Origin of the sequence: Streptococcus thoraltensis DSM 12221, assembly GCF_000380145.1 — a bacterium.
In the GTDB taxonomy this organism is placed as follows: domain Bacteria; phylum Bacillota; class Bacilli; order Lactobacillales; family Streptococcaceae; genus Streptococcus; species Streptococcus thoraltensis.
This window is the reverse complement of the sequence record NZ_KB904598.1, coordinates 5,035-19,046: the sequence shown is the minus strand read 5'-3', so window position 1 is coordinate 19,046 and position 14,012 is coordinate 5,035. Positions and strand designations below refer to the sequence as shown.

Sequence of the window (14,012 nt, the reverse complement as noted above, 5' to 3'; positions counted from 1 at the left end):
TTGTTGGACGAGTTATAGTCTAATAATAACGAGTCACCGTCTTTTTAACGGTTCTACATTGGAGTTGAGTTCCCGCTCAACTCTTTTTCTACTGTCATTATACCATAGTCTGCGATTATTTCAAATGCTACGGTGATTTATTTCAGTCTGATGGGACCGTTTTTTTTTTGAGCATTTTTGATTAAATAATTTATTTGTAATCAATGAAGTAATGACAAGAAAGGTTTCAAAAGCTAAAAGTGTCCGCCTTTTCTACGAATTAGTGGTGCAGACGATTCGAGGTTTTGGTAGTTTTACCATTGCTTTGATTGGCTTGTGCTATAAAATCTTCAAAGACAAGGACAAAAAATAACCCGTCCCCACTTTTGGCTAGGTTGGACGGATTTAATCTGTAAAACGAGCCACCGTCTTTTTAACGGTTCTACATTGGAGTTGAGTTCCCGCTCAGCTCCTTTTCTACTGTCATTATACCATAGTCTGCGATTATTTCAAACGCTACGGTGATTTATTTCAGTCTGATGGGAACGTTAGTTTTTTTATCTTTTTTTAAATTTAAAAAAAGGGTATACCTTATTTAAATGAGTGGCTTTTGTAGTCATCATAAAATGTTTATTGCGCTGTACTTTCTAGTATAGCATTCGGTCGTCGTGTGCCTTATTATTAATATATCTTTAAGTAGATGAGGGTAATGCATTGTAAGACATTTAAAGAAATGTTATACTTTTTAATAAAACAAATAATTAATTTTTTTTGAGAGATGGAGATAGACCGTTTTGAAACGATTTTTAATGAAACATAGCTTTACAAGGAAAGTCCTAGTGACCCTCTTCTTTCTCTTGGTTTTTCTTGTTGGGAGAAATGTTCCAATTCCCAATGTAGCTATTGATGCCTTTTTATTTTCAGAGGAGTCCTCATTAGGACTTGGAGCAGCCGTTACCGGTGGTAACCTATCCCAGATTAGCCTATTTTCACTTGGCTTGGGGCCATGGATGTATGCGATGATTTTAAGTCGAGTGTTTAATTTGGGTAAGAAAAATGACCAATCAACCTCCAAAAAAACACAAGACCGTAGGCATAGCACTATCATGTTGATTATTGCTATTATTCAGGCTTTGGGGATAGCCATCAGTCTGGATTATCAAAAGAGCTCAATTCCTAAGTTAGAGTTGATATTTATGACCAGTCTTATTTTGATAGCGGGAGCTTTTATCTTGGTTTGGATTGGTAATCGCATCTCAGATAAAGGGATTGGCGGCCCTTCAATATTGGTTTTGGTTAATATTTTATTATCACAAGAAAGCCTATTTAAAGAAGGCATCACATTTTTTGAAAACCGAGAGTTTATTCTAATCCTGTGCCTGATAGCGTGGAGCTTACTGGCTATCTTTTTGATGGTCTTATTCGAAAAAGCTGAATACCGCATTCCTGTCAAACGTATCGGTATCAATAACAGCCTGTCAGAAGACACTTACATGCCTATTAAGATCAATACGGCTGGTGGTATGCCTGTCATGTACGCTTTTTCTTTGCTGATGCTACCACAATATCTCATTTTGCTTTTAACCTATCTTTATCCTGATAACCCAGCATGGAAGAAGTTGACCTCTTTCTTTGCGATTACAAGTTTGTCAGGTGTTTTGCTCTACATGCTGATTATTTTTATTCTTACTCTTAGTTTTGCCTATATGAATTTTGATACGGTCAAAACTGCGGAAAATATGCGAAAATCTGGAGATTACATCGCATCATTAAGACCGGGAGCTACGACTAAAACCTACTTGTCAAAAATCGTGGGACGTTTAGGTGTGTTTAGCGGTTGTGTGATGTCATTTTTGGCGAGCCTTCCTTTACTGTATGCCTTAAATGATCCAAGTTCTCAACGCATAGCGATGTTGACAGGAATCGGCATGATGATTGCAGGAATTTTGCTTAATTTAATCGATGAAATCAAAATCAGCCGTCTCAGCAAGCAATATCAAACACTATTTGAATAAAGGAATGATGTATGTATTATTTTATCCCAGCTTGGTATGATTCTGAGCGTCCTTTTTACGACACTACGCAACCTTGGTATCGTAAAAAGCAAGGACTTTCTTTTAACGACACGATCAACCATCTTCGTATGTTTAAAGCGACAGAACAAGATACCCAGCTTACTGTTTTTAATTATGCACCGAATCTAAGGTACTTTCTACATGAGTATGATCTCTATGAGTCGTCTTATTGGTCTTTGTTTGACCATCTTCAAGGGATTAAAGATGAGGCAACAAGAGGATTGAGTTTTCGAGATTTTGCATGGCCTCACGGGACTTCCTTTGTCTATACTCCCTTTATGGTATTAGCCTATGTCAATCAAAGTCTAGTCGGTAAGGTTGAGTTTGGCAATGACGGTCAGCTCATCTGGATTGACTATTATGAGGATACGATTTTAGATAGGCGCTATGTTTTTGATGATCGAGGCTTCCTATCCAGCATTTTACACTTCCAAGGTGGACAACCTCATTATCAAGATTACTTAAATCAGCGTGGTGAAATCCAATTTCGTGAGTATTTAACAGCAGAAGATAAGCATGTTCAGGTCATGGTTTTTGATGAAGAGCGTTTCTTGCAGGAGCGTTATGTGTCTATGGCTGATTTGGTGGCTGAAACAGCTTATAGGTATTTTCTCGATCACGATCAGGTAGGCGACGCCCTTGTCCTTGCCTTGTCAGAGCATCACAACCACATTGCGCAGGCTTGTCGTGGTGTTAAAGATTTGGTCGTTTCTTTTTTCCAGAATCGCTATCCAGTTGAGACCATGTCGATGGATTTGGTCAATCAGAGTGACCTTATCTTAGTGGATCAGGAAAAGACTGCTGTCTTGCTAAAAGATCGTGTTTATCCGAAGGTTCTTCATCTTAGCTTGTTTGATACGAGGTTGTCTCTTGGTAAGAGTCAGCGTTTACGTGAGTTGATTGTTTACTTTCAAGTTGATGGTTTGACGCGAGATGATTTGACACAGAGTTTAGAACATATTTTTGAGCTGATGGGGGTCAATGAAAACGTTGTTTTAGCGATTGTATCCTATGAGCAAGATATTCAGAAAAAAGCTGAATTGGCAGCCTATGTGGATGAGCTTTTAAATAGTCGTGAAGAAGATTATCTCAAATTACGTGAAGAGGTTGATGAAACCTATGAAATTGACGATGACGAGGAAGAGGATCCAGCTCGTATCGAGCTTCATTTCTTGCTGACAGAGCTTGAGATTATTGATGTGTTAGACTCGGCGCGAATAATCTTGGATGTGAGTGAAACGCCTGATCTTTACACGCAGATTGCAGGGATTAGTGCGGGGATTCCACAAGTTAATCAGATTGCAACAGAGTTTGTTGAGCATGAAAAAAATGGTTATCACATCACAAGTATTTCTGAGATTCCACAGGCATTGTCCTACTTTTTAGATGGTTTGAGCCATTGGAATCGCTCGCTAGTCTATTCCGTTCAGAAGATTGGTGAGTATACGAGTGGTAACTTAGCGCAAAAAGTAATGGAAAGTGTGGTAGAAATTAAAGATGAGTGATGATAAGATAACCATTTTGCAAGTTTCTAATGATAGTAGTTGGCAGGATAGTTGTCAAATACCAGAAACACTTCGATGGTTTCACCTAAGACCAGATGAGATAGCAGATTTTACTGCTGATCAATTGGCTAAAAAAGCTGAAAATAAAGTGTTGAAAAAGGAAAATCTCAAGCCCCATAAACTGCTTAGCTTTCAAGCTGTTTTGTACACTGATAGCACTGTTGGAGATGAGTTTCTAGCCTTGGCTGACTGGATTGAACCGCATACCCTTTATTTTCCAGAAGATTTGCCTAGCCTTCCTGACACGTTAGAACCCTTATTTCATCAGAAATTAGCACGCGCTTTGGACATGACAGATAAAGATGCTCTTTTGATGAGATTGTCTAAAGGTTTGTTTATCAAACAATATGGTGCTAAGATGGGGATAAAAGAGTTGATGATGACAAAGTCACTCCTTAATCCGATAACCTTTGAAGGCAATCGCTATGCGGTATTAACCGATGATTTTGGGTCAGATTTTGAGCAGGTTGCTTATTATCGTTATAATGTGCCCTTTGAATCAGCCAAATATCTAGATTTATGGCAAGAGATGATACACGATTCTAGCGTCGATGTGCAAATTCGGATTCAGCTCATTCCTGCAGGAGCGACTTTTGAAATTGCAAAAGAGTGGTGTTTTGAAGGAGAAGCCTTAAAAGATCCTTTAACTCTAGAGGCTTCTGTTGATGGAAACCTATTTATTTCTGTTTTGGCAAAAGGCGAAGGCACTTTGAAACTAGGTCCTCTGCACTATCGATTTGCAAGGAATGGCTTAGGTGAGTACATCCCTGGTGGGGAACGATTTGCGGATGCGAATGGTCATGAATTCATGACCTACTTTCACCCTGGTGATTTGAAACCACCGCTTAACGTTTATTTTTCAGGGTACCGTTCTGCGGAGGGTTTTGAAGGATTTTTCATGATGAAACGTTTCGGCTCACCTTTTCTTCTTGTTTGTGATCCCAGAAATGAAGGAGGATCTTTTTATCTAGGAAGTGAGAGTTATGAAAAAGCGCTTGCTGCTAAAATTAAAGAAACCCTTGATTTTCTAGGCTTCACATCAAAGGATCTGATACTTTCAGGCTTATCAATGGGAACGTTTGGAGCCCTCTACTATGGCTCGGAACTCTCCCCACATGCGATTGTTGTTGGAAAACCCTTGGTTAACTTGGGAAATATGGCTTACAAAGAGCGCTTGAGTCGACCAAATGGTTTTGGTACTTCACTAGACTTATTACAGGCGATGTCAGGAGCTCAGGATGAAGAGGCGATTCAACACCTTAACAATCGTTTTTGGAAGAAGTTTAACAAAGCTGATTTTAGCCACACCCAACTCGCCCTAGCCTATATGAAAGATGATGATTACGACGATAAGGCTTTTGATGATATTATCGAGAAAACGCGTGATAAGAAATTAAAAATCTATGGAAAAGGCTGGGTAGGTCGCCACAATGACAATAGTTCGGCGGTTGTTGTCTGGTTTGTATCACAGTATAATAAGATATTGAATCGTGATTTTGGTAGGGAGTTAAAATGATATATACGATTACATGGGATTACTATGCTGGTAGTAGTTACCTTTACGGGTCCGATCTAGTATTTCATGGGACACGAGTGACATTTAACAATAGTCTAATGCCATCAGGTCAGGTGATTAACCGCTGGAAATCACGAACGAACTTTCAAGCGAATCGCACAGAACCAAGTTTACCGCTACTTAAGCAAGGACAGACCTATTATCTAGCGGCTAAGCTCAACTGCCAGCCCAAAGATGCCTATATTTTACAAATAACGTTTTACGATCGCTTTAATCGCTCGCTAAACTCCGTCACATTGAAAAATGACAATCACTCTTTTGTCTATCCTGAGGGAGCCTATGCGTACGATATCAGTCTTGTTAATGCTGGCTGTTCTTCTTTAACCTTTGATTTCATCATGCTATCTGATGAGCCAATCGCAACCAATCAGATGGACTTTTTGGAAGATGATGTCTTTTATAAAGATGATAAAAAACCATTATCAGTTATTTTTGTAGAAAATCCGACACAGCCCATTACTTCAAACGATTTAGCGATTATGGAGCGAATCGGTAACGTCTACCTTGTTTCAGACGCTCAAGCAGCAAAACATTTCTACCTAGAAGATGCCTTTGCCAAACGATTGGCTAATACCCTCTATGAGCAGCATTACGACCGCTTACGCTTGATTGGGTATGGACCAAAGGGCAATCTCGCTGTTCTTCAGATGATGGAGCGCATGGATGATTGTGACGCCTTTATAACGTCTGACTTAGGAGATAAAGAGACCTATCTTGAGCATTTTACAAGAGAGAATTGCCAGCCAGCAACCCCAATTGAAGAATTGTTTGAGAGGTATGGTTATTCCACCTCATTGACCATATATGATGGAGCGCTGGATAGTGGTAGTCTTGATTTGGGTCTCGTTAAAAATAGATATAATCAGATGGACAGGCTAGCCAGTTTGCCATTTATCACATAAAGAGAGAGTATGAGTAATATAAAAGATTATTTTACCTTAGATTTTTATCGCTTAAAAAAGATTCAAAAAACCGTTGATAAGATTAATGATTTAGCCGATGAAATGGCATCGCTATCTGATCACGATCTCCAGCATAAGACAGTGGAGTTTCGCAAACGCTTAAAAAACGGTGAAACTTTAGATAGTTTACTGCCAGAAGCCTATGCGGTAGTACGTGAAGCGGATAAAAGAGTTTTGGGAAAATTTCCCTATGATGTGCAGGTGATGGGGGCTATTGTGCTCCATCAAGGTAACCTCGCCGAAATGAAGACAGGAGAGGGGAAAACCCTGACTGCCACCATGCCTTTATACCTAAACGGCTTGACGGGTGATGGGGCAATTTTGGTGACGACTAACGCTTATTTAGCCTGTCGAGATGCTGAAGAAATGCGTCCTGTCTACACCTTTCTTGGCTTGACAGTTGGTATCGGGGTGCGAGAAGATGAGAAGAAGATAGAAATTCCCGAGAAAAAAAGAATTTATGCTTCAGACATTATCTACACGACCAATGCGGTTTTAGGCTTTGATTACCTCATCGATAATCTTGCCCCACATAAATCTAAAAAGTACATGCGTGATTTAAATTACGTTATCGTTGATGAAGCGGATTCGGTCTTGCTGGATTCTGCCCAAACGCCCCTAGTTATTTCTGGGGCACCAAGGGTTCAGTCTAATCTCTATGAGATTAGCAACCAGTTTGTCACAACCTTAGTTGAAGATGAGGATTACTACGTCAATCAAGAGCAAAAGGAAGTCTGGCTAAGGCAAACAGGGATGGATGCTGCCGAGAGTTTCTTTGCCTTGCATGATATTTATAATGTAACGCATTTTGAACTGGTGAGACATGTCAATCTTGCTCTTAGAGCCCACACCTTGTTTACCCTAGGAAAGGAATACGTGGTAGAAAGTGGCAAGGTACAGTTGCTCGATCAGACGAATGGCCGTATTCTTGAGTCAACAAAACTACAGGGTGGACAGCATCAAGCTATTGAAGCTAAGGAGAATGTCAAGATTTCTCCGGAAATGCGTGCGATGGCGTCCATCACCTATCAAAATCTATTTCTTCTCTTCCGCAAATTAGCGGGTATGACAGGGACAGGGAAGCCAGCAGAAGAAGAATTTATCGAAATCTACAACATGGAAGTTATCCGCATACCAACTAACAAACCTGTTCAGCGAAAAGACTTGCCAGATAAAATCTTTACCACCCTGCCTGAGAAGGTTAACGCCTGTGTTCAAGAAATTAAGCGCATCCACCAAACAGGTCAACCCATTCTTGTCGTATCAGGATCGGTCAGAATGTCGGAGCTTTTCTCTGAAATACTGCTGATGGAGGGGGTTCCACATAGTTTGTTAAACGCTTATAACGCTGCTAAGGAAGCACAGATGATTTCTGAAGCTGGAAGACTTCATGCGGTTACTGTGGCAACCAATATGGCAGGACGTGGTACCGACATCAAGTTAGCCGAAGGTGTTCGTGAACTTGGCGGTTTAGCAGTTATTGGAACTGAGCGTATGCTAAACGAACGGATGGACTTGCAGATGCGTGGGCGTTCAGGCAGACAAGGAGATCCTGGGTTTAGTGAGTTTTACGTCTCGCTGGAAGATGAGCTGCTCACCCAGTACGGTGCTTCTTGGATTGAAAGCTACTTCAAAAAGCATCAGGACAGTGTTGATGAGTTTCGTCCAAAAGAATTACAGCAAAATCGATTTAAAACAGCCATCACCAAAGCGCAAGCAGCCAGTGAAAGCTCTGGAAAAGAGTCTAGGACAACCATCGTTCAGTATGATGAGAGCGTCAAAATCCAGCGCAATTTTATCTATCAAGAGCGCAATCGTGTGCTAAACGGTAGCAGTGAAGGGTTTGATGTTCAACAGATTATCGAAGATGCCCTAACTGACTTTATTGATAGCCATGAAGAGTTGACCCCGTTCATTGTGGAACGTTATATTTTTGACCATCTCTCTTATGAGTTTACCGCCTTTCCTGACGGTTTTGACGCGACAGATAAGGTAGCTGTCAAAGCCTACTTGTGGGAACTTATCAAAGAAGAGCAAGATCGAAAAGAAAAACTTATCACAAAGGATTTTGAAACATTCCGTCAGACGGCTGTTCTCAAAGCTATTGATGAATCATGGATTGAGGAAGTGGATTACCTGCAACAACTGCGCATTGTTGTTCAAGGTCGACAATCCGCCCAGCGTAATCCAGTCTATGAGTATCATACTGAAGCTATTCAATCCTACAAGCGCATGAAAAGAGATATAAAATACTTAGCATTACAGTACTTGATGCTAAGCGATGTTTCTTACAATAAGAAAAATAAATTGGAGATTCATTTCGTATAAAAAGAGGGAGATGCAATGACAGTCTATAACATTAATTTAGGAATCGGCTGGGCAAGTTCAGGTGTTGAATATGCTCAAGCCTATCGTTCAACAGTCTTTAATCAATTAGGGATTGATGCCAAGTTCATTTTCATGGATTTTATCTCACAGGATAATATCTGTGACTTAACGCGTAATATTGGTTTTAAAGATGAGCAAGTCATCTGGCTATACACTCACTTTACCGATCAAAAGATAGCGCCAACCACCTATACCCTAGCCAATCTCAAAGCGGATTTTCATGGGAAGCTAGAGCGCATCGAAAAAAATCAGAAAGTTGTTAAATATTTCTATCCAGAACAAGATGTTTTTCTAACAGCTTATTTGAAAGATGAGCATGAAGACATCGTTCACCGTGTCGAGTATGTGTCACGTGGGAGCTTGATTCGAAAAGACTTTTTCACCTATACTAGAAGTTTTACAGAATATTACACGCCACGAGATGGCAAGGCATATCTCTATCAACGACGCTTCTTTAACGAAGACGGTTCAGTAGCCTTTGAAGAAATTATTGACGGAGATCATGTGGTTTACCGTCATCAAGACTTTGTCTGTTATTCAAAAGAGGCACTGGTTGCGGAGTTCATGAAGAGCCTATCTTTAAGCGAACATGATTTTGTGATTCTCGATCGCTCAACAGGTACAGGTCAGGCTGTCTTTAAATATGTCAAACCTGCTCGCTTGGCGGTTGTTGTGCATGCGGAGCATTTTAGTGAAAATTCAGTCACCGATCAAACGATCCTCTGGAATAATTACTACGAATATCAGTTCACAAACGCTGATAAAGTAGATGTGTTTATCACAGCCACTGATGCTCAGAATCGCCTACTGGGTGAGCAGTTTAGACAATTCACCAAACACGACCCTAAGATTGTTACGATTCCAGTCGGTAGCTTGGATGAGCTTCGCTACCCAGAAAAAAATCGTCAGCCCTTTAGCATGCTAACGGCTTCACGCCTAGCGACTGAAAAGCATGTGGATTGGCTAGTTAAGGCTGTCATTGAAGCTAAAAAAGCACTCCCTAAATTAACCTTTGATATTTATGGTGCTGGTGGTCAAGAAGCCAAACTTCGCCAAATCATCGAGGAACATCAAGCTCAAAACTATATTCAGCTTAAAGGACATCAGGACCTGACTGATATTTATAAAAACTATCAGCTCTATCTATCCGGGTCTAAGAGTGAGGGATTTGGCTTGACCCTGCTAGAAGCTGTCGGTTCAGGTCTCCCTCTAATCGGTTTTGACGTGCGCTATGGTAATCAGACCTTTATCAGAGACGGAGAAAATGGTTACCTAATCCCAAGATCTGAAACCGATGACGAGTCTTGGATTGTGAGTGAGTTTGTGGATAGGATTGTGAACCTCTTTAAATCGGATATGCTCAAAACCGCTCATGAGGTTTCTTATGATTTGGCAAAAGATTACCTCACGACCGAAGTAGAGGAGAAATGGCGAGTATTGATTGAGGAGGCAACACGATGATCAATTTATTTGAAACTTACAACCAAAACAGCTGGGATTTACATTATTCTCTCATTGTATCAGGCTATAATAATCCGACAATTTCCATAACAGATGATGGCTTTTTGCCTGAAGACGTGACGTCACCGTTTTTATACTTCACAGGATTTTCTGAAGGAAGTGGACGTCCACTCTACTTTAACGAAATTCCAGTTCCGGAATTTTGGGAGATTGCAGGTAACAACAGCCAAGGTGAAATTCTAGACTATGAGAAAAAGCGTGCGGTGATTAACTATGCTAACCCCAAACACCTTCGTCATGTCAAGACGGTCGATTGGTTAGATGAAGACGGTCGTCTTCGTTTGACTGACCGCTATAATAAATTTGGTAGCCGCTTTGCCCAGACCAACTACAATATCGATGGTCAGGCAACCCTAACTTCGTATTTCAACAAAGAAGGTCAGGAAGTGTTGACTGAAAATCATACGACTGGGGATATTATCCTGAACTTTAACAAGCAAGTCTATATCTTTAAAAACCGTTCAGAGTTTGTCATCTTCTACTTAGAGACGGCGAAGTTTGACCTTGATAGAATTTTCTACAACTCGCTATCAACACCTTTCCTAGTTGCTTATCGCTTGAATAAAGCAGGTAATGATGTCTTGTTCTGGCAGGAGAGTCTAGGTGATCAACTTCCAGGTAACATGGAAGTTGCCCTTCAAAAAGATCGCCTGCGTCAAACGACAGTTGTCTCACAGGACTATGCTGCCTATGAGAAAATGCAACAACTCATGACGAAGGAACAAAAAGAGAAGACCCACTTCCTCGGCTTCCTCTATCCATTTAGACGTCAAAATAGTAATCAAAAAGATGCCCTTATTTTGACCAACTCCGATCAGTTGGAAAATGCTGAGCAGCTTATTAGTCACCAAACAGGCATTCATTTCCACATTGGTGCTATCACTGAAATGTCAAGTAAGTTGATGGACTTGGGACGTTATCACAATGTCACCCTCTACCCAAATATTTCACAGGCAAATGTTGATCGCTTGTTTCAAACATGTGATATTTACCTTGATATTAACCATGGCAACGAGATTCTTTCAGCTATTCGAACAGCGTTTGAAAATCGTATGGCAATCTTAGCCTTTGACAATACCTGCCATAATAGGCATTATGTTGCGACGGAAAATACTTTTGCCGCAGATAACGGATCTGGTATGAATGATGTGCTTGAAAAAATCGCTACGCAAAAAACAGCGATGGCAGCCGTCTTAAAACACCAGCGTGATGGGGCAAGGGTTGAGACGAAGAAAAATTATCGAAACATTATTGGGTAGGTAGCGATGACAAAAAAGAATCCATTACAAGAAAGTATCACAAAACGCCTTTCTGATGAACGATACACCCCACCAAAGGAAGAAAAGAAAAAGAAAACCTTTGATTTTCAACTGATTATTATTCTAACCATTTTGGGAGGACTGATTACGAGTATCGTTTCGCTAATTAAATATTTCTTTAATTGAGTGAATTTTTTAGAGGTTGGGACTATAAAGTACCCAATCTTTTTATTTTTGTCGTTTACTGGGGGAGTTTACCGATTATCAATAGTTATAAGAAATTTGAATTGAAGTCCCCAAAACAGAGTTAAATGTGCGTTTTGAAACTTGGTCAATCTACATAAGTCTAAAATAGAAAGCGCAACCAATTGATTTTTTGAACGCCATAATTTTCTTTTTTATTATCATTTATCATGGAAAAGTCTTCTGGAAAACGATTTCAACTATAAAAATGAACTAATTAGTGATTTAAAATTTAATTTTTTGCCATTAATATATAAAAAACTCAAAAAAATACTCTGAAATTTTAAGAATTTCTGATATACTGGTAGATGAGGAGTTCTAACATTTTAAGAAGGAGTTCCGAAATTAAAAAATTTAGGAGGATTTATGCGTCGTAAACAATTTAACAAAGAATTCGACGAAGTGAATCGTAAGAGCCGTGTCAAAATGCACAAGTCAGGTAAGAACTGGGTTAAGACAGTCATGTCGCAACTTAGTCTTTTGCGTGTAGCTGGAAAAGGCAAAACAGCTGCCGTGCGCATCAAGGAAATACCATCAGAGAGTCTATCAACGACTAACATGGCGGCTCTGAAGGTGCTTTTAGCAGCCGGAGCGGTATCTGGAGGGGCAGTGCTTACTGATACATCAGTTCATGCTGATGAGATGACAGATGCTACTGCTGGCGCTAGTCAAGATGGCACCACACAAGGCGATGTTTTTGTTGTGGAAACAACGACAACAGAAGTTGTTGAAGAGCCAGCTGTTGAAGTGACTACTGATACAGAAGCACCTGGCGGTCTTGAGTCCAACGAGACATCCCTATCTGAGACACAGTCTCTGAGTGAGAGCCAGTCTATAAAACAATCAGAGAGTTTGTCTGTATCTGAGTCGGTATCTATTTCGGAGTCGGCTTCTACCTCACTATCAGCTTCAACAGCAGCCAGTGAGAGCATGTCTCTAGCAGAAGTTAAGGCAGATGCTACTGCAGTTGTTGAAGAAGGTAAAGCTAAGTCTTCAGAAACAAGCGAGTTTAATGAAGCAGTAGCCCCTGTTACTTCAGAAGCTGTAGCAGATGAGACACAAGCAACAACTAGCTCTAAGAGTTTAACAGCAGTCGTTACAGATGTTAATAGCAGTTCGTTAACAGTAGCGCCATCTGATGTTCAGACGACTGAAACATTGGCAGTAACTTCTGATACAGCCAGCACGGGATTGGTAGCAGCAGCGGTAACAACACCAACGACTAAGGAAGAAACTACTGATCAAGGTCTTGCTGAAAATGCTAGTTCAGTTACTTCTGATCAAAAACGTGTTGCAGGTGTCGCTTACAAAGTTCAATACGTTGATCAAAATGGCAATTTGATTGCATCAATCCCACTCATGATTCCTGTTGAGACAGCAAATGCTAAGGGAGAAAAGGTTTCTGTTACCATTACAGAACTAGCTGATTTGAGTAGGACACCGGGATATGTCTTGGCAGACGGTCAAGCGCCACTTGTGACGCAGACGGTTACAGAGAGTGCCAGGGATACTATCACATTTAAAGTCGTTCAATCGGAGAATGCCGTCCTACAGCCAAGAAGCTACACAGGCTTTAGAGCATCAACAACAGGTACAAAGACGACCTTTACCATCGCAGACTTTACCAACGGTGGTACACAGTACTACTGGTCTGGTGGGAATAGTGGTAAACTCACTAATACTATCGTTGGAGTGACAGGTGTCTATGACTCCGCTACTAAGACCATCACTTGGAAGGTAACATACGACGCAACTGATATTTTGACACACACTATATGGACGAGTCCAAAGACAGGTGGTGCCTACACTGGTCTTTATATCGATACCACCAAAGACCCTAATCTAGGCTCTCCAACCGATGTCCGTATTGATGGTGAGGCTACTAATCCTATTGCGGGAAGTAATAGTGGAACAGAATATGTGTCAAAAACAAAATCCGTTGGTATGACACGTCATGATATTACGTTTACTACAGCTTATACAGGTACAGTTGGTGACTTACGCACCTTAGGAATTACGATGGTCGCAGGTTCATCAAAAACTCCTTCATTCTATGAAGATGGCTCAATACAGAAGTATGGACGTTATAATTCACAATCGGCGCCATATGTTGTGCCGAACAACAGTGGAGCGGTAGCTATTGGTGGTTATAAAGTAGGTGGTGTTAATACGGATGTTATTGATAAAATCGAGTCGGAGTCAGCATCGGTATCAACTTCAGCGTCGGTTAGTGAAGGTTCAACATCGCAGTCAGCAAGTACTTCACAGTCACTATCAGAGAAATCAGATAGTGAGTCAGTAAGTGCTTCGACGTCTAAGTCAGCATCAGAGAGTACATCGACTGTCAAGTCAGAATCGGTGAGTGTTTCAACTGCTAAATCAGAGTCAGTGAGCACATCGACTGCCAAGTCAGAATCCGTAAGTACTTCAATTGCTAAATCAGA

General features: G+C 40.6%; 10 protein-coding genes. All 10 read left to right on the top strand.

Annotated features, from left to right (window positions below):
- Nucleotides 1-211 precede the first annotated feature (211 nt).
- Nucleotides 212-352 (top strand): putative holin-like toxin, encoded by a 141-nt coding sequence (locus tag A3IA_RS13440; protein WP_018380265.1) that lies wholly within the window; start codon nucleotides 212-214, stop codon nucleotides 350-352.
- A 421-nt stretch (nucleotides 353-773) separates the two neighbouring features.
- Nucleotides 774-1,994, top strand: a complete 1,221-nt coding sequence (gene secY2, locus A3IA_RS0105190) for an accessory Sec system protein translocase subunit SecY2 (protein ID WP_156802406.1) — start codon at nucleotides 774-776, stop codon at nucleotides 1,992-1,994.
- An 11-nt stretch (nucleotides 1,995-2,005) separates the two neighbouring features.
- Nucleotides 2,006-3,559: an accessory Sec system protein Asp1 gene (gene asp1 / locus A3IA_RS0105185; RefSeq protein ID WP_018380263.1), complete on the top strand. Its 1,554-nt coding sequence runs from the start codon at nucleotides 2,006-2,008 to the stop codon at nucleotides 3,557-3,559.
- A complete protein-coding gene (gene asp2, locus A3IA_RS0105180) occupies nucleotides 3,552-5,135 on the top strand; it encodes an accessory Sec system protein Asp2 (protein WP_018380262.1) in 1,584 nt (527 codons plus the stop codon). The genes asp1 and asp2 overlap by 8 nt, the downstream gene beginning before the upstream one ends.
- On the top strand, nucleotides 5,132-6,097 hold the full coding sequence (asp3, locus tag A3IA_RS0105175) for an accessory Sec system protein Asp3 (protein ID WP_018380261.1): 966 nt from the start codon (nucleotides 5,132-5,134) through the stop codon (nucleotides 6,095-6,097). Before asp2 ends, asp3 begins: the two co-directional genes overlap by 4 nt.
- A 9-nt stretch (nucleotides 6,098-6,106) precedes the next feature.
- Nucleotides 6,107-8,485: an accessory Sec system translocase SecA2 gene (secA2, locus tag A3IA_RS0105170; RefSeq protein WP_018380260.1), complete on the top strand. Its 2,379-nt coding sequence runs from the start codon at nucleotides 6,107-6,109 to the stop codon at nucleotides 8,483-8,485.
- A 15-nt stretch (nucleotides 8,486-8,500) separates the two neighbouring features.
- Entirely contained in the window at nucleotides 8,501-10,006 is a 1,506-nt protein-coding gene (gene gtfA / locus A3IA_RS0105165; protein ID WP_018380259.1) for an accessory Sec system glycosyltransferase GtfA, read from the top strand.
- Nucleotides 10,003-11,325, top strand: coding sequence for an accessory Sec system glycosylation chaperone GtfB (gene gtfB / locus A3IA_RS0105160; RefSeq protein ID WP_018380258.1), 1,323 nt, complete (start codon nucleotides 10,003-10,005; stop codon nucleotides 11,323-11,325). The genes gtfA and gtfB overlap by 4 nt, the downstream gene beginning before the upstream one ends.
- Before the next feature lie 6 nt (nucleotides 11,326-11,331).
- A complete protein-coding gene (locus A3IA_RS0105155; RefSeq protein WP_018380257.1) occupies nucleotides 11,332-11,511 on the top strand; it encodes a hypothetical protein in 180 nt (59 codons plus the stop codon).
- A 423-nt stretch (nucleotides 11,512-11,934) separates the two neighbouring features.
- Nucleotides 11,935-14,012, top strand: a 2,078-nt coding sequence (locus A3IA_RS13240) for a KxYKxGKxW signal peptide domain-containing protein (protein WP_039827688.1), incomplete at its 3' end; no start/stop codon positions are given.

Bases quoted from the DNA above. Each gene is read 5' to 3' on its own strand.
- secA2 (WP_018380260.1), top strand. From the start codon at position 6,107: ATGAGTAATATAAAAGATTATTTTACCTTAGATTTTTATCGCTTAAAA.
- asp1 (WP_018380263.1), top strand. From the start codon at position 2,006: ATGTATTATTTTATCCCAGCTTGGTATGATTCTGAGCGTCCTTTTTAC.
- A3IA_RS0105155 (WP_018380257.1), top strand. From the start codon at position 11,332: ATGACAAAAAAGAATCCATTACAAGAAAGTATCACAAAACGCCTTTCT.
- gtfA (WP_018380259.1), top strand. From the start codon at position 8,501: ATGACAGTCTATAACATTAATTTAGGAATCGGCTGGGCAAGTTCAGGT.
- asp3 (WP_018380261.1), top strand. From the start codon at position 5,132: ATGATATATACGATTACATGGGATTACTATGCTGGTAGTAGTTACCTT.
- A3IA_RS13440 (WP_018380265.1), top strand. From the start codon at position 212: ATGACAAGAAAGGTTTCAAAAGCTAAAAGTGTCCGCCTTTTCTACGAA.
- gtfB (WP_018380258.1), top strand. From the start codon at position 10,003: ATGATCAATTTATTTGAAACTTACAACCAAAACAGCTGGGATTTACAT.
- asp2 (WP_018380262.1), top strand. From the start codon at position 3,552: ATGAGTGATGATAAGATAACCATTTTGCAAGTTTCTAATGATAGTAGT.